At 32.4% G+C, this 16505-nt stretch carries 18 protein-coding genes; 5 read left to right on the top strand and 13 right to left on the bottom strand.

Going from position 1 to position 16505, the window contains the following annotated elements; genetic code table 11:
- Window positions 1-69: 69 nt before the first annotated feature.
- The 8 genes from guaB to FG167_RS11550 all read right to left on the bottom strand — a co-directional run bounded on the left by guaB (window position 70) and on the right by FG167_RS11550 (window position 7482).
- The gene (gene guaB, locus FG167_RS11585) at window positions 70-1542 is read right to left on the bottom strand and encodes an IMP dehydrogenase (protein ID WP_203461105.1); all 1473 of its coding nucleotides are present in this window, start codon (window positions 1540-1542) and stop codon (window positions 70-72) included.
- A 165-nt stretch (window positions 1543-1707) separates the two neighbouring features.
- Window positions 1708-2412 (bottom strand): Insecticidal toxin complex protein, encoded by a 705-nt coding sequence (locus FG167_RS11580; protein WP_203458413.1) that lies wholly within the window; start codon window positions 2410-2412, stop codon window positions 1708-1710.
- Between the two features lie 102 nt (window positions 2413-2514).
- Complete coding sequence (locus FG167_RS11575; RefSeq protein WP_203458412.1) at window positions 2515-3018, bottom strand: hypothetical protein; 504 nt, start codon at window positions 3016-3018, stop codon at window positions 2515-2517.
- Window positions 3019-3477 (bottom strand): FMN-binding protein, encoded by a 459-nt coding sequence (locus FG167_RS11570; RefSeq protein ID WP_239004379.1) that lies wholly within the window; start codon window positions 3475-3477, stop codon window positions 3019-3021.
- Window positions 3478-3834: 357 nt separating this feature from the next.
- A complete protein-coding gene (locus tag FG167_RS11565; RefSeq protein ID WP_203458410.1) occupies window positions 3835-4998 on the bottom strand; it encodes a porin in 1164 nt (387 codons plus the stop codon).
- A 348-nt stretch (window positions 4999-5346) separates the two neighbouring features.
- Window positions 5347-5850 carry a ferritin gene (locus FG167_RS11560; RefSeq protein ID WP_203458409.1) on the bottom strand — a complete coding sequence of 168 codons (504 nt, stop codon included), beginning with the start codon at window positions 5848-5850 and terminating at the stop codon, window positions 5347-5349.
- Window positions 5851-5948: 98 nt separating this feature from the next.
- Window positions 5949-6815 (bottom strand): hydroxymethylglutaryl-CoA lyase, encoded by an 867-nt coding sequence (locus FG167_RS11555; RefSeq protein ID WP_203458408.1) that lies wholly within the window; start codon window positions 6813-6815, stop codon window positions 5949-5951.
- Between the two features lie 49 nt (window positions 6816-6864).
- Complete coding sequence (locus FG167_RS11550; RefSeq protein ID WP_203458407.1) at window positions 6865-7482, bottom strand: LysE family translocator; 618 nt, start codon at window positions 7480-7482, stop codon at window positions 6865-6867.
- Window positions 7483-7580: 98 nt separating this feature from the next.
- On the opposite strand from FG167_RS11550, the gene FG167_RS11545 reads away from it, so the two are divergent.
- Window positions 7581-8495, top strand: coding sequence for a spondin domain-containing protein (locus FG167_RS11545; protein ID WP_203458406.1), 915 nt, complete (start codon window positions 7581-7583; stop codon window positions 8493-8495).
- On the opposite strand, the gene FG167_RS11540 is transcribed toward FG167_RS11545, so the two are convergent.
- Window positions 8487-9512: a quinone-dependent dihydroorotate dehydrogenase gene (locus FG167_RS11540; RefSeq protein ID WP_203458405.1), complete on the bottom strand. Its 1026-nt coding sequence runs from the start codon at window positions 9510-9512 to the stop codon at window positions 8487-8489. The genes FG167_RS11545 and FG167_RS11540 overlap by 9 nt on opposite strands.
- Window positions 9513-9645: 133 nt before the next feature.
- Here FG167_RS11540 and pepT point away from each other — a divergent pair, with 133 nt between their 5' ends.
- The 4 genes from pepT to FG167_RS11520 all read left to right on the top strand — a co-directional run bounded on the left by pepT (window position 9646) and on the right by FG167_RS11520 (window position 12844).
- Complete coding sequence (gene pepT / locus FG167_RS11535) at window positions 9646-10884, top strand: peptidase T (RefSeq protein WP_203458404.1); 1239 nt, start codon at window positions 9646-9648, stop codon at window positions 10882-10884.
- 41 nt (window positions 10885-10925) lie between these two features.
- The gene (locus FG167_RS11530; RefSeq protein ID WP_203458403.1) at window positions 10926-11489 is read left to right on the top strand and encodes a hypothetical protein; all 564 of its coding nucleotides are present in this window, start codon (window positions 10926-10928) and stop codon (window positions 11487-11489) included.
- A 182-nt stretch (window positions 11490-11671) separates the two neighbouring features.
- Complete coding sequence (locus tag FG167_RS11525) at window positions 11672-12139, top strand: hypothetical protein (RefSeq protein WP_203458402.1); 468 nt, start codon at window positions 11672-11674, stop codon at window positions 12137-12139.
- A 105-nt stretch (window positions 12140-12244) separates the two neighbouring features.
- Window positions 12245-12844 (top strand): YdeI family protein, encoded by a 600-nt coding sequence (locus tag FG167_RS11520; protein WP_203458401.1) that lies wholly within the window; start codon window positions 12245-12247, stop codon window positions 12842-12844.
- A gap of 459 nt (window positions 12845-13303) precedes the next feature.
- On the opposite strand, the gene yajC is transcribed toward FG167_RS11520, so the two are convergent.
- From yajC to FG167_RS11500, 4 genes are all read right to left on the bottom strand, one after another.
- Window positions 13304-13600 (bottom strand): preprotein translocase subunit YajC, encoded by a 297-nt coding sequence (yajC, locus tag FG167_RS11515; RefSeq protein ID WP_055442445.1) that lies wholly within the window; start codon window positions 13598-13600, stop codon window positions 13304-13306.
- 5 nt (window positions 13601-13605) lie between these two features.
- Window positions 13606-14184, bottom strand: a complete 579-nt coding sequence (locus FG167_RS11510; protein WP_203458400.1) for a DUF1573 domain-containing protein — start codon at window positions 14182-14184, stop codon at window positions 13606-13608.
- 61 nt (window positions 14185-14245) lie between these two features.
- On the bottom strand, window positions 14246-15157 hold the full coding sequence (gene nusB, locus FG167_RS11505; protein ID WP_239004378.1) for a transcription antitermination factor NusB: 912 nt from the start codon (window positions 15155-15157) through the stop codon (window positions 14246-14248).
- Between the two features lie 106 nt (window positions 15158-15263).
- Entirely contained in the window at window positions 15264-16367 is a 1104-nt protein-coding gene (locus FG167_RS11500) for a Glu/Leu/Phe/Val dehydrogenase (protein WP_203458398.1), read from the bottom strand.
- Between the last annotated feature and the right edge of the window lie 138 nt (window positions 16368-16505).

The raw sequence follows: 16505 nt of genomic DNA, 5'->3' as shown, positions 1-16505 counted from the left end.
CATAAAAAACTGCATCCAATGGATACAGTTTTTTATATAAATGAGATTCCTGCCTGCGCAGGAATGTAGTTATCTAGAATAATTTGGAGATTCTTTAGTAATGGTTACATCATGTGGATGACTTTCATTAATTCCGGAAGCTGTAATTTTCACAAACTGTCCGATTTCTTTTAAAGTCTCTATGTCTTTAGAACCACAGTATCCCATTCCTGCACGTAAACCACCAACAAACTGGTGAATACTTTCATAAAGCTCTCCTTTATATGGTACACGACCAACAATTCCTTCTGGTACTAATTTTTTAATATCGTCTTCGACATCTTGAAAGTATCTGTCTTTACTACCTTGTTTCATAGCTTCTACAGAACCCATTCCGCGATACGATTTGAATTTTCTTCCTTCGTAAATAATCGTTTCCCCTGGAGATTCTTTCGTTCCTGCAAGTAGTGAACCTAACATTACGGTGTCTGCTCCTGCTGCGATTGCTTTAGGTATATCTCCTGTGTAACGTATTCCTCCATCTGCAATTACTGGTACACCAGAACCTTTTATAGCTGCGGCAACTTCTAACACTGCAGAAAACTGTGGAAATCCTACTCCTGCCACTACACGAGTGGTACAAATAGAACCCGGACCAATACCAACTTTTACGGCATCTGCTCCCGCTTCTACTAAATATTTAGCTGCTGCTCCTGTTGCGATATTACCAACAATAACATCTAAATCTGGGAATCTCTTTTTTACTTCTTTTAAAACGGTTACTACACCTTTTGTATGTCCGTGAGCAGTATCAATAATTACAGCATCCACACCACATTTCACCAAAGCTTCTGTACGTTCTACGGCATCTGCAGTTACACCAAGTGCTGCTGCAACGCGAAGTCTACCAAAGCTATCTTTATTCGCTATTGGTTTTTGCGTCACCTTAGTAATATCTCTAAAGGTTATTAAACCTGCTAGTTTATAATTTTCGTCAACAATAAGTAGCTTTTCAATTTTATGTTGGTTTAAAATACCTTCGGCATCTTGTAATGAAGTTCCAACAGGAGCAGTAACTAGATTTTCGCTAGTCATTACTTCTATAATTGGTCTTGTATTGTCTTTTTCAAAACGTAAATCTCTATTGGTAACAATTCCTTTTAAGGTTCCGTTTTCGTCTATTATTGGAATTCCACCAATACCATGCTCCGCCATATTTTGCTTCGCATCTAAAACTTTTGCTTCTAAGGTCAAAGTAACCGGATCTGTAATCATACCACTTTCGGCACGTTTTACTTTTCTAACTTCATTTGCTTGTTGTGCAATCGTCATATTTTTATGCAACACACCAATTCCACCTTCACGAGCAATAGCAATTGCCATAGCGCTTTCGGTTACAGTATCCATCGCTGCAGATACAATAGGAATGTTTATAGTGATATTACGTGAAAATTTTGTTTGAATATTGACTTCGCGTGGTAGTATTTCTGAATACGCTGGAACTAAAAGTACGTCGTCGTAGGTTAAACCTTCTCCTACAATTTTGTTGTTGTGTGCTGTCATGTTGCAATTAAGATATAATTGCATACAAATCTACGCTTTTTTTTCATTTAAAGCTTTAAAAGAAAAAATTATATAGTAGATTCTTGAGGTCCTTATTATTTAAATAAAAACCTTCCGAAAAGATGTACGACAATAATTAAGATATGTCTTTTACGATACCATTAATTATTCATAACCTTTTTTACAATACGCTCTTAAAGCATGTACTGCATAATCATAACGTTCGTTTGCTTTAGAAATATCTCCTTGTAAACGAATCTCTTTAGCGAGCTTAATACTATAAAAACCTTTCCCTTTTGCCATTCGTTCTATGGTTTTCAAACTTTTTGCATCCATATTTTTATAAATGCCTTCAATCCAATCGTATTGTTCTTTATGCAAAATAGCTTCGTCCCATTCTACAGCTTTATTTCCTTTTAGAATTTCTTCGGAAAGATATAATGCTTTCATATCTAAAAAAGCATTATTAAAAACCGTTTCACTGCCTTGATAGGAATACTTTTTTACATTTTTTGTAATAAATAAAGTATACGGAAACACGGTAACTAACCTTAATTTATTAGAAATAAAATGTGCCATTTTTGGCCAAACTACTTCGTGTCCTTTTTGGCCTATTTCGGTATAATACCATAGATAAAAATCACGACGTTGTTTGATGGTTTGGTATTCTTCCGGAAAGTTATTTTGAAGATTATAGCTATTGACTTGTTGCCAAATTAGGCTGTTTTGTTTTCTATCGGAATGCAACCAATCTTTTTCAGATAAAATATTTTGCTTGGTTTCTTCTTTATATTGCTGAAGACTTTTCCATTCTTTGGAAAAAGCGGAAATAGAGATACTACATATAAAAAGAAAAAGAAATTGCTTCATGTTACTTTCCGTGAACCTGACTGCCGAAAGGAAGTAACGAAAATCTATTTAATTAGACAAATGATGCTGAATTACATCCTAGTAAAGGCTAAAAATACAAGATTATTTGGAAAGCGCTTTCGTACTAGAAAATATTTGTTTTAAAATTATAAGTACCGAAAAGGAAAATGTTAGTGTCATTAAAGTACCAGAAAACATGACGATGTATTTAGTCCAAAGCATACCTTTCCAAAGTAAATAAAGACCTCCAAAAGTTAGAACTACCGATATAAAAGGTTCTATCATTAAAAATAGCTTCCATTTTTTATTCAGTTTTGTAGTACTTAAAATAAGACCTAATAAAAAGAAAATGATAGACATAGATAAAATATGCCCATGTACTAAAGTAAGCATTTCTTTTTCGCTCTTTTTAAATTTCATTACGGTTGCATCTTCATCTGTTTCGTTTCCTAAATACTGTTCTTCTATTCCGTTAGGATTCGCAGAAGATGTTTCCGAAACAAACAACAAACCGGTAAAAAAGCCAACACTTAATATCACAACAAAAGTGGCTATCAATAGTTTTAGCTCTTTTGGTAACGTATGTATTAGTCCGTTAAGTTGCATTTACAAGATGTTTTTTTCGTGAAGGATTTTTAAAGATGCTAATAAGTTATTCATAGCATTGGTCATAGATCGCACAGAAATAGTAGCACCAGAAATTGCCATAATATTATCATTATAACGTAAGGTATCTTCCTGTGTTTTCCCTATAAATTGTTTTAGCCAACGTTTGCTACCAATTTCTCCGCCATAATCTTCTCTATAGATAAGTACTTTCGTTTTTAAAACAATAAGTTCTGGATCTAATAAAACCAAATAATCAAATGCATCCGTTTTACTTGGCGCTTTTGCAACGTAGGCATATCCTAAAAGGGAATCTTCTTTTTTTATTTCGAATAGATTATCACTTCCAAAAGTAGCTGGAAGATCTGGAACTACTTCCGAAGAAATCATAATGCCATTAAAAGCAAAAGTTTCTACACTAAAAGTATCTTTAATTTCCTTATCTACCTTTTTTTGCAAATGTTTAGGCAAGTTAAAAGACAGTAAAGCGAACGTGATACATAGTATAAAAACTGATTTCATTTTCATTTTGTAAAAGTATATAATTATAGCTTATTATTTAACCCTTCCGTCTTTAAACTCTTCTGGAGCTTAAAGCCAGCTTCCCTTAAAAAAAAGGAAGGAGTTTTAATTAATTCTCTTTCATAACTAGTAGCAGTGTCATGATGTGAAGAGGTGGTTACGCATTAGCGATTGTAACGTTATCCTTTTTTTGTTTTCATTCTTTTCTAAAAAGGAATGAAAACAAAAAAAGATTTAAGTGGAAAGCGCGACCCTACGAAGCTTTTTGCGAAGTAGGGTAATGCCCAAATTAATTTAAAACCAAACTCCGAAACCAACATTAAGCTGTCCTGTTGCTTCATTACCTTCTGCCGCATTATCCAAAATTTGGTAATCTGCTTTTACTACTGCTCCATTAGCAATGTGGTAACTTAAACCAGCGGTCCATTCTTGTCTGTTAAACGCTAAATTTCTAGTAATTGCTGCATCTTTAGTTGCTGCATGCGTATCATATTGCTCATAACGAATAAAGGCATCTAATTTTTGCTCTTTAGACAAAGGCAAAAGGTTATAAGCACTTTCTACATACCATCCTTTTAATTCACTACCAAGGTTCGCTTCGTTTAAGGTATTATAATCATCTGCATCACTAATTAATGCGTGGATATATTGTCCTCTAGCAGAAAAACGTTTTTTAATATAACGTGCATCTAATCCGAACATATTAATACCAACATCTGCTCCATCAATTTCTTGTATATCATCTGCTGCTTGCGTTCTACCAAAGTAACCGGAAGCACCTAAACGTAAACCAGGAATACCATAATAATCTACTTTTGCAGAAAGATTAGGCGTATTCACCGTAGACTCTGCTCCTTTTTGACGACCATTACGTAATCCATTACTTCCTCCTAAAGTTTTATCTCCATTTAAAGAAGTGAAACCATTAAAGATATATGCTTGGTAACGTAAAGAGGCATCATCAAATTTACCAGTTACACCAACACCAATTTCTCTCCACGTAGTAGGTACAATGCTTTTGTCCATACTTGGTCTTTCCACACCATTAAAAACGGTTGGCTCATGGTACTCATTTACAATTCCCATTGGTACTAACATTAAACCACCACGAATGTTTACTTTATCGTTTAAGCTATAGTTTAAGAATGCTTGTTCGATATATACTTCTTTTACGTGTTCGTATTCAATCTCTGTAACAAACTGTACTTTATCACTAAACTTATACCCTAAAAGCATCACTAAACGGTGCACATCTAAAGTACCATTATCTCCTTCTGGTTGGTTATAATCTACTTGTGCATAACCACCAATAGTTATTCCTTTGGATCCCGTACCATTTAAAATGTTTTGCGCTGCGTTAAGTTGTTGATTTTTTGTTGCAGTTGTATCCTGAACAACGGTTTGAGAAAACCCTATTGTTGCTGTTAACATTGCAATTGAAAGTAAAATTCTTTTCATTTCTTTAATATTATTTAGACTTATTATAAATAAATTATAATTTTTCGAGTGCAAAAATAGAAATGAAATTGACTTAGACCTACTTTATTTAGATTTATTTTAAATAAAATAGAATTTTATAGTTTCGGACAGCGTTTACAATTTGATTTCCCCTTCTTCTTATACTTTTTACAGCATTTGGATTTCTTATTATCACTGCAACAAATAAAGCTTGGCGTTAATAAAACGGGTGTAATTTCTGAAGATATTTGTGTTTGCATTATTTTTATTTATTCTAAATAAGAACAAAACTACAAAAAAAAGATTCCAGTAAAGGAATCTTTTAACATTTAATTATGTGCTTTTTAGCTACTCTTTGGCATTCGCTGCAGCAATAGCATTAACATCACGATCAAAAAGGTAATGACCAGATTTATCATTTCCTATTATGTTTAGCTTATCTAATAATGTTCTTGCTAGTGCTTCTTCTTCTAGTTGTTCGCTTACATACCATTGCATAAAATTATGTATGCTATATTCTTTATTCTGTAGACTTTCAAAAATCACGTGATTGATTTGTTCGGTTACAAATATTTCACTTTGAAGAAATTTCTCAAAAAGTTCTATAATTCCGCTATACGCTTCTTTTGGTTTTTCTAAAGCTGGAATAGCTACATTTCCACTTCTTTCATTAATAAACTTTACAAGCTTAAGCATGTGCACGCGTTCTTCTTCGGACTGACTATAAAAAAAATCTGCTACCCCATTAAATCCATTCGCATCTGCCCAAGAAGCCATTGCTAAATATTGCATAGAAGCTTGTGCTTCAAATTTCACTTGGTCATTAAGTAGTTTTTCGACAATAGTATTCATAGGTGTAATTTTAAAAAGTGTGTGTGTTCGTTTATCTGTATAAAAGTATTCCATTTAGCACGAAGCACCAAAAGCAAATCCCTATAAAATCGTTAAATTTAATGGTATTTAGTAAAGATCTTAGTAGCTTCATTATATGCACTTTCAAAACACATTGCATTTAAATCGTGTGCTTTTTTGGTCGTTAAATACGAGAGTACTTTTTCGGTTGGCATATTACCCGTAAGTTCATCTTTTGCCATCGGACAACCGCCAAAACCTTGAATGGCGCCATCAAAACGTCTACAACCAGCTTTGTATGCTGCATCTACTTTTTCGAACCATGTAGTTGGTGTGGTATGTAAATGTGCTCCGAATTCGATTTCTGGATATTTAGGAATTAAATTAGAAAATAAATAATTTATGTTTTCCGGATTAGAAGTTCCTACCGTATCACTTAACGAAAGAATTTTAACGCCCATTTTACTTAAACGTTCCGTCCACTCTCCTACTATATCTACATTCCATGGATCGCCATACGGATTACCAAAGCCCATAGAAATGTACACTACAACTTCTTTATTGTGTTTATGTGCTAGGTCTAAAATATCTTGTAAAATTAAAACCGATTGCGCAATGGTTTTATGTGTATTACGCATCTGAAAGTTTTCGGAAATAGAAAAAGGATAGCCTAAATAATCAATTTCAGGATGCTGACAAGCAGCTTCCACACCACGTAAATTTGCTACAATAGATAATAATTTACTTGTCGTTTTGCTTAAATCTAATTGTGCTAAAACTTCTGCAGTATCTACCATTTGCGGAATGGCTTTTGGAGAAACAAAGCTTCCGAAGTCAATAGTATCAAAACCTACGCGTAAAAGCGATTGTATATATTGTACCTTCTTAGCTGTTGGTATAAACTGTTTTATACCTTGCATAGCATCACGAGGACATTCAATAATTTTTACGTACTTGTCTTTCATATAAGTTCAAAGATATAAAAGATTCGTGTTAACGAAAACGATTTCGAATCTAAAGTAATATTAAAATTGCAATTCCTATAAAAACAATAATTTGTAGCCATTTTAAAACTACGCCAACATTTTTATTCTGTTTTAAATAATCGGAAATAGATCCTGCTAAAATAGCTATAATAGAAAAAATAATTAAGGAAACTCCCATAAACAGAAACCCTAAAATATAGAACTGTGTTACGGTACTCAGGGTATCACTAAACAAGAATCCCGGAAAAAATGCCAAAAAGAAAATAGACACTTTCGGGTTTAAAACGTTCATGATAAACCCTTGTTTAAACAATTGCATTAAGCTCTTTTTAGGTGCACTAGTATTACTAAATTCAATTCTAGAATCGCCACGAAACACTTTATATGCTAGATAAAGTAAATATAAAGCACCTAATAATTTTATGGCAAAAAACAAATTGTCATTCGCTTTAATGATTGCAGATACACCAAAAGCAACTAATGTGGTATGCACGATACATCCTGAAATTAAACCAAATACCGTTGCTAATCCATATTGTTTTCCATTAGTAATACTTTGCATCAGCACAAAAATATTATCTGGTCCAGGAGAACACGCTAAAGCAGATGTCGCTAAAACAAAAGAAAGAAGTAAATCGTAATTCAAGTTTTTGAGATTTATTTTTTATAAAAATAAGATTTTAAATATATAATGTATCAAGTAAGTCTTTAAAATAAATCTCGACTACTTTTAAAACAATCCTCATGAAAAGAATTACTCTTTTACTCTCTTTAATAGTATTAAGCATCTTTAATGATATAGAAGCGCAATCTATAGCGACCTATGACATTGTTTTTACAAGTACTTGGAATGCCACAGATCATACTTCTATTCCTCCAAATGACCATTGGTCTAGATTGGTTGGAGCTAACCACAATGCAAATGTGTCCTTTATGGAAATTGGAGAAATGGCTAGCCAAGGCATGGAATTCATTGCAGAAAGCGGAATCAACAGTATATTTGAAGATGTAGATGTTCAAAATGCTATTAACGCTGGAAATGCCGAGCAATATATTTACGGTCCTTCTTTAAGTACTGCCAGTGGAACTATTACTATAAGTGATTTAGAATTTACTGAAGATTTCCCTTTACTTTCCTTATTTACTATGGTCGCTCCTAGTCCAGATTGGCTAGTGGCTATTGATGATTTAGAATTAATGGATACATCAGGTAACTGGAAAACGTCTATCAACATTCCTGTATTGTATGTTTATGATGCTGGAACAGATGCTGGCGAGAATTATACGTCAAGTAATGCCGACGAAAATACAACTGTTTCTATTTTTGATGGTTCTAATCCAATAGCTCCTTTTAATGGAAGTTCTATTGGTTCGTTAACGGTAACCCTAACCAATTTATTAAGTATAGATGAAGTAAATCCGTTGGAAAGTCCAAAAATATACCCGAATCCAAGTACCGGAAACACCACCATTAGCAATGCACAATCTATTAAAACTGTAGAAATTTATAATATACTTGGTAGCTTAGTGAAAAATAAAAACTTCGAAAACACTTCTAAAATAGATTTAAATCTACATGCTTTACAAAAAGGAATGTATGTAGTGCGCTTATCTGATGCTTCGGGAAATACTAAAACACAAAAACTAATTTTAGAGTAAGGCTTTATTTATTTTTTTAACAAGCGAAGGTCCTTCATAAATAAAACCTGTATAAATCTGTACTAAGTCGGCTCCTGCTGCTATTTTTTCTAAAGCATCGTTTGCAGAATGAATTCCCCCTACTCCAATTATCGGGAATGCTTTATTGCTTTTATCGGCTAAGTATTTAATGACTTGTGTAGATTTTTCTCTTACTGGTTTTCCGCTTAAACCACCATTTCCAATTTCTGTTAATCTAGCGTCGCTTGCTTTTAATCCACTTCTATCTGTAGATGTATTACTAGCAATTACACCATCTAAATTGGTTTCTGCTAAAAGATCTATAATTTCATCTAATTGTCCTTCGTTTAAATCTGGAGCAATTTTAAGAAGAATTGGTTTCTGTGTTTCAAACGTATGATTCGCTTTTTGCACAGTTCCAATCAATTCTAATAAATAGTCTTTATCATTTAATTTAGCGTGACTACCAACATTTGGACAACTCACATTCAACACAAAATAATCTACATAAGGATGCAAACCGTTAAAACACTCTAGATAATCCTTGGTATAATCTTCTGGTTTTGTTTGCGTGTTTTTACCAATGTTTCCACCAATAATCACTTTTCCTTTATTTTTCTTTAGTTGTGTAATTGCCGTTTCTAGACCTTCATTATTAAAACCCATTCGGTTAATAATTCCTTGATCATCTTTTAAACGAAATAGTCTTTGTTTCGGATTTCCTGCTTGTCCTTTAGGAGTAACGGTTCCTATTTCTATAAATCCGAATCCAAAGTTGGACAATTCATTATATAAAACCGCATTTTTATCGAAACCTGCTGCTAATCCTACTGGATTTTTAAAGGTTAAACCGAATAGTTTTCGCTCTAGTTTCACATCTTCGATTACATACATGCTTTTAAATACTCTGGAAACCCCCGGGATTTTACAAGTAAAACGAATTAATGAAAAAGTAAAATGGTGAATTTTCTCTGGATCGAAAAGAAAAAATAGTGGTCTAAGCAGTAATTTGTACATCAGATAATGTTTGTGCAAAAGTACTTCGAAAAAATAGGATTTACAATATATATAAAGCTGAATAATTGTAACTTTGGACACAAAGTGTCATTTTTTTTATTTCACTCAAACCTTAAAAATATTTTTCAATAATATGATTTCAAAACAAGACATTATAAAACGATTTGTAGGTTACGTAACTGTAGATACCGAATCGGATCCAGAAAGTGATACCACACCAAGTACAGCAAAACAATGGGATTTAGCAAATGTGCTAGTCGAAGAGTTAAAAACTATTGGTATGCAAGATGTCACTATTGATGACAAAGCATACATTATGGCAACGTTACCAAGTAACGTAGATCATGACGCACCAACTATTGGTTTTATTTCGCATTTTGATACTACTCCAGATTTTACAGGAAAAGATGTAAAACCTCAGATTATTGAAAGTTATGACGGAAAAGATATTATTCTAAATGCTGCGGAAGACATTGTACTTTCTCCAGATTATTTTGAAGATTTACTTTTATATAAAGGACAAACATTAATCACTACCGACGGAACAACGCTTCTTGGTGCAGATGATAAAGCTGGTATTACTGAAATTATTTCGGCAATGGAATATTTAATTGCTAATCCAGAAATAAAACATGGTACCATTAGAGTTGGTTTTACACCAGATGAAGAAATTGGTCGTGGCGCACACCATTTTGATGTAGAAAAATTTGGAGCAGATTGGGCATACACCATGGATGGAAGCCAGATTGGTGAACTAGAATACGAAAACTTTAATGCAGCCGGAGCTGTTGTAAAAGTAAAAGGAAAAATAGTACATCCTGGATATGCAAAAGGAAAAATGATAAACTCGATGTACATAGCACAAGAGTTTATTAACTCGTTACCAAGAATGGAAACTCCAGAACATACCGAAGGTTACGAAGGTTTCTTTCATCTATATTCTATAAAAGGAGAAGTAGAAGAAACGGTTTTACAATACATTATTCGCGATCACGACAAAGGCCATTTTGAAGCTAGAAAAGAAATGATGCAAAAGCTTACTGATGAGCTAAATGCGCAATATGAGCGTGAAGTAGTTACTATTGAAATTAAAGATCAATATTTCAATATGAAAGAAAAGGTAGAACCTGTAATGCATATTGTAGATATTGCAGAAGAAGCAATGAAACAATTAAACATAAAACCGCTTATTAAAGCCATTCGTGGTGGTACAGATGGTTCACAACTTAGTTACATGGGATTACCTTGTCCGAATATTTTTGCCGGAGGACATAATTTTCATGGTCGTTATGAGTATGTTCCTGTAGAAAGTATGATTAAAGCAACCGAAGTAATTTGTAAGATTGCGGAACTTACAGCAGAGAAAAAATAAGTAATCATTAAATAAGATTCCCTTTTTAAAGAGAAATAAATATGAAGAAAATAATATTAACTTCTTGCCTTTGTTTATTTACATTATTTGCAAAAGCACAAGATGCAAGTGTTGAAAAATCTGTTTACGGAATTCAAACTGGACCGATAGGAATTTGGGGTTATAATGAAACTAAATTAACCAATAGCATTGCTTTAAGAAGCGAAATAGGTATAGAAGCTGGATTTTCTGGCGGAAGCAATTATAACGGTACATACTTTGTGGTTGCGCCTAGTATTTCATTAGAACCTAGATGGTATTATAATTTAAAAAAAAGAGAAGGCAAATCGAAAAGAATAGATGGAAATAGCGGAAACTTTATTTCATTAAAAATCAGCTATCAAACCGATTTAGAATTAGCTACTAATGATGACAATGTAGATTTAGTTAGTGATATCTCTATTGTACCAACTTGGGGAATTAGAAGAAACATTGGTATACATTTTAATTATGAAGCTGGTTTTGGTATTGGTTATATTCATTATTTTAAAAAGGATAATGTTAGACTTATTAACGAAGAAGATGTTGCTGTAAATGTACATGCAAGAATTGGGTATAAATTCTAATACATCACAGACGTACTCCAATCTTTTATATAGAAAGCCATAACGTATTTGTTATGGTTTTTTGCTTTTGGAAATATTTGGGTTTTTGGTTTTTTTAAGCTAACTTGGTTTAACATACCATATAGCTTATGGAAACGGCACGACACCCAAAACACTTTAAGCGACTCAAAAAACAGCATACTATGAAAAATTTAATTTTGTTTTTATTAATATCAATAACGCTAAGCTCTTGTGAAACTACAAAAGTTGACTACACTAAAGCTGAACTTAATTCTATTTCGTTTTATGAATTCAATGAAAAAGCTATTTCTATTGAAAACATAACTAAAGAATGGAATAAAAGAATTAATCAAGCTGAGAAAATCAATGCTCAAATAAAAAACCTGAAAATTATTACTATTGTCGACAAGGAAACAAATAAAAGCTCTCTAGTATTATTAGGAAATACCAATAGTAACTCCGTTAAAACAGCCACAAAATTAATAAAATTTAAAAATGGCCTGAAACTAAGTGAAATAGTTGTTAGTTGTAAAAATTGTAATAGTAAAAAGTTAAATCTTGGACTTAATGCTGGAAATTGGATTTGTATTAATGACATCGAAAATGATAATGATGATTGTACAAAAATTGCAACAATGAGAACGGAATAAAAAACTACATACAACATCATAAAATTGCTTTATAATTTTAAAAATCATTTTGTATTTTAGTTTAACGAAGCAATTAAAAGATTCCCACTTTCGTGGGAAATAAATATGAAAAAAGTCTACTCCGTTGAAGAATACATAGAAAGCAATCCACATTTTGCTGAAGCACTAACCATACTTCGCAATATTATTACTAAAACAGAATTAAACGAAGCCATAAAATGGTCTGCACCAACCTATGATTTAAAAGGAAAAAACATATTAGGCCTTGGTGCTTTTAAAAAGCATTTCTGTATTTGGTTTTTTAATGCTGTGTTTTTAAAAGATGAAGCGAAGCTATTAGTTAATGCACAAGAAAAAACAAAAGGTTTGCGACAAATGCGATTTACATCTATAGATGAAATAGACAAACATGTAGTATTAGCCTATGTAAAAGAAGCTATAGAAAATCAGAAATTAGGAAGAGAAATTAAAGTCGTAAAAACCACAAAAAAGGATATTGTTATTCCTCCAGAACTAAAAGAGATATTAGATTCAAATACATCACTACAGGACGCTTTTAAAACACTTTCCCTCTCCAAACAACGAGAATACTGCGAATATATAGGAACCGCTAAAAGAGAAGCTACAAAACAGTCTAGGCTTGAAAAAATAACACCTATGATTATGAAAGGGGTTGGTTTACACGATAAGTATAAGAATTGTTAGCTGTTAGTTGTTAGCTGTTAGCTGTTAGCTGTTAGCTGTTAGCTGTTAGCTGTTAGCTGTTAGCTGTTAGCTGTTAGCTGTTAGCTGTTAGCTGTTAGCTGTTAGCTGTTAGCTGTTAGCTGTTAGCTGTTAGCTGTTAGCTGTTAGCTGTTAGCTGTTAGCTGTTAGCTGAAAATAAAAAACAAACTCCTCTTTCTTCCAATTTCCTGTGGAAATTGAAATTCATTCTCCTCTTAAACGTAAGAGGAGAGCCACTACTTTAGAAAAATCACAATTAGGTACTTGCTCCTCTCTTTAGCTAAAGAGAGGTGGATTTATGAAAAATAAATCTGGAGCGTTTGACATAAAATGCGAAGCTATTTTTATATAGTATAAAGAAAAGCAGAAAGTATAAAAAAGCAAAAAGCTTCAAAAAGAAAATTCCTTTTGAAGCTTTTATATGATTTGAAGTTTTAAAACTTACTTCTTAATTTCGGTTGGAGATACATTTAAGTTCTTACTCATTTCCAAAGAAATTGCAGAACGATCAAACTTTAACTTTCCAGCCATCGTTTCAATAACACAACTGTTATCTTTATCGTTAAGGTCTGCTATTTTTCCATGCAAACCACTTTTTGTAATTACTTTGTCTCCTCGTTTTAATTCGCTAGCAAACTTTTTTTCTTGTTTGGCACGTTTCATTTGTGGTGCAATCATAAAGAAATACACTACAGCAAACATAGCAATAAACGGTAAAAATTGTCCTATTTCTCCCATTCTAATTAATCGTGGTTATGACCTTCGTGACCTGGTTGAGTACTAGACTTTACTGCTGTTGCAGCTGCATTAGATCCTGCTGGAATAGCTTGTTGTATTTGTTGCTTATTTGCTACAGGTGCTTTTACAGGAGCATTAGGATCTGCTTTTACAAAAGCTTTAATCTTAACTGTTTCTTTTCCTGTTTCTGTATTAGCAGTTACTGTAATGGTTTTAGATACTGCATTTTTACCAGAAGCATTATATTTTACAGTAAATTTCCCTGAATCTCCTGGAGCTAAAGGCTCTTTAGACCAATCTTGAGGTACTGTACATCCACATGTACTTTTAATATTTGTAATAACTAAAGGAGTTTTTCCTGTATTTTTATAAGTAAATACTGTTTCTACAGGAGTTTTAGCTTCAATTTCACCAAAATCGTGCTCTTTTTTATCGAAAGTTAATACTGGAAAATCTCCAGTGTTAGCATCTCTTACTGCTGCTTCTGCAACGTTTTTGTCATCAATTTTTTTTGATGCATCTTCTTTACATGAAGTAAAAGCGATTAAGCAAAATGCGCTTAAACCTAATAATACTTTTTTCATAATTCTATTTTTTTTAATGGTTCAAAATTATTTGGAGGTGTAAATGTAATAAATTTTACAATTACAGCAATCCTCTACCTATTTTATTTAACTTTTTTCCTTCTTGGTATTCTTTTACTAACTTATCTAAAACACCATTGATAAACGTACTGCTTTTAGGTGTTGAATACTCTTTTGCTATTTCTAAATATTCATTAATTGTAACTTTTACTGGAATGGAAGAAAAGTTTAACATTTCGCAAATTCCCATTTGCAGTAATATGTAGTCTATACTTGCAATACGATCTGTATCCCAATTTTTTGTTTTTCCTTCAATTTCGGCAGCCAGTGTACTTTGATTTAGAATTGTTTTCTTCAACAAATCTATTGCAAACTTTTTATCGTCTTCGTCTTTATATAGACTAGGGACAAAATATGTTGGTTTTACATTTTCCTTTACCTTTTTTAATAATTTTAAAATGGCTGTATTTATTATAGGTAAATCATCTAACCAAGTTAAATTCTTGTCTTCAATATATTCGTAAAGTTTTTCGTTAGGAGCAATAATTTCCTTAAATACATCAACAACAAAGTCTCTATCTTCTTTAAAAGTAGACGTTTTTGTTTGCATATATTCTGCATACAAATCGCTTGCTAGTATTTCTCTAAAAAGAATATCTACATATTCATCATCTAACTCCCAGTTAGTGATTTTATGTGCTTCAATATCTGCAAGAAGTTCTTGATCGTTTTTTAATAACAAAAAGACTTCGTTAAATATTAATTTCTTGTTTGGATTTTTGTCTTCTGAAGTAGCTAGAAGCTTTTTTTGTGTTTTTTCAATGTTTATTTCTGCTTTTTTATGTACCTCAATTAATAAGGACATTAAAAGCAAATACAGATTGTACATACCGTCAATACTGTGTAATAAAAACCTTTGGTCTTTACTGAAATTGTCACTTTCGCCTCCTTTAAAAGCGTAAAGGATTTGCATAACTTTAATACGAATGTGTCTTCTATTAAGCATATAAAAAAGAACTTAGTTTAAAAAAGGCGAAAGTAGTTACTTTCGCCTTGATATAATAGTATTTTAATAAGAATTATTTAGAATTTTCATTCTTTCTTGCTTCTATTCTACTTTTTGCAATATTAAGTGCTGCTTGATTGGTTGTTATCCCATTGGTATCAGCATTAGATAAAATTTCTAACGTAGTATTATAGATATTTTGAGTTTTACGCATAATTTCTTTTTTATCGTAACCTTCTAACTCTGCATATACATTAATAATTCCTCCGGCATTAATTAAAAAGTCTGGTGCATAAACAATTCCTTTTTCTTGAAGAATTGCTCCGTGTTTCGCTTCTTCTGCTAATTGATTATTAGCAGCTCCTGCAATTATTTTTGCTTGAATTCTATTAATAGTATCGTCATTAATAGTTGCTCCTAAAGCACAAGGTGCATAAATATCGACAGCTTCGCTATAAATATCGTTTCCAGTATATATAGTTGCTCCGTATTTTTTACTTACTTCTTCTAAACGTTCTTGGTTAATATCGGAAATAATAACCTTAGCGCCTTCATTTGTTAGGTGCTCAACAAGAGATTCTCCAACATGCCCAATACCTTGAACAATTACTTTTTTGTCTTCTAATATATCCGATCCAAATTTATATTTAGCAGCAGCTTTCATCCCCATAAACACACCATAAGCGGTTATAGGTGAAGGATTCCCTGCTCCTCCTTTACTTTCAGAAATACCAGTAACATAAGGAGTCACTTCACGAACTAAGTCCATATCCGCAGTTTCCATACCAACATCTTCTGCTGTAATATACTTTCCGCTTAAAGAATGTACAAATTCACCAAACTTTCTCATAAGTTCTGGTGTTTTTTGTGTTTTGGCATCTCCAATAATTACTGCTTTTCCTCCTCCAAGGTTTAAACCTGTAATTGCTGCTTTAAAAGTCATACCACGTGAAAGACGTAATACATCATTTAGCGCTTCCCATTCATTGTTATATTGCCACATTCTAGTTCCTCCAAGTGCAGGACCTAATACTGTATTATGTATTCCAATAATTGCTTTTAAACCTGTATCTTTGTCGTTGCAAAAAACAATTTGCTCATGATCATCGAAAGAAATTTGTCCAAAAACTGGATCTATTTTTTTTAGATCACTTGCATTAATAACGTCTGAAACCATTTAATTTTTAATTTAAAGTTAGGGTTGTTCTTTTGATGATTTACAAAAAACAACGAGCAAAATTAAACCAATATTCATATAAACGCAACATAATTGCTGTTAAATTATGAAATTGTTAAAAACATAAAAAAACACTAC

The organism is Lacinutrix sp. WUR7, assembly GCF_016864015.1.
Taxonomy (GTDB): Bacteria; Bacteroidota; Bacteroidia; order Flavobacteriales; family Flavobacteriaceae; genus Oceanihabitans.
The sequence above is the reverse complement of the archived record's forward strand: the minus strand, read 5'-3'. Positions and strand labels throughout refer to the sequence as shown.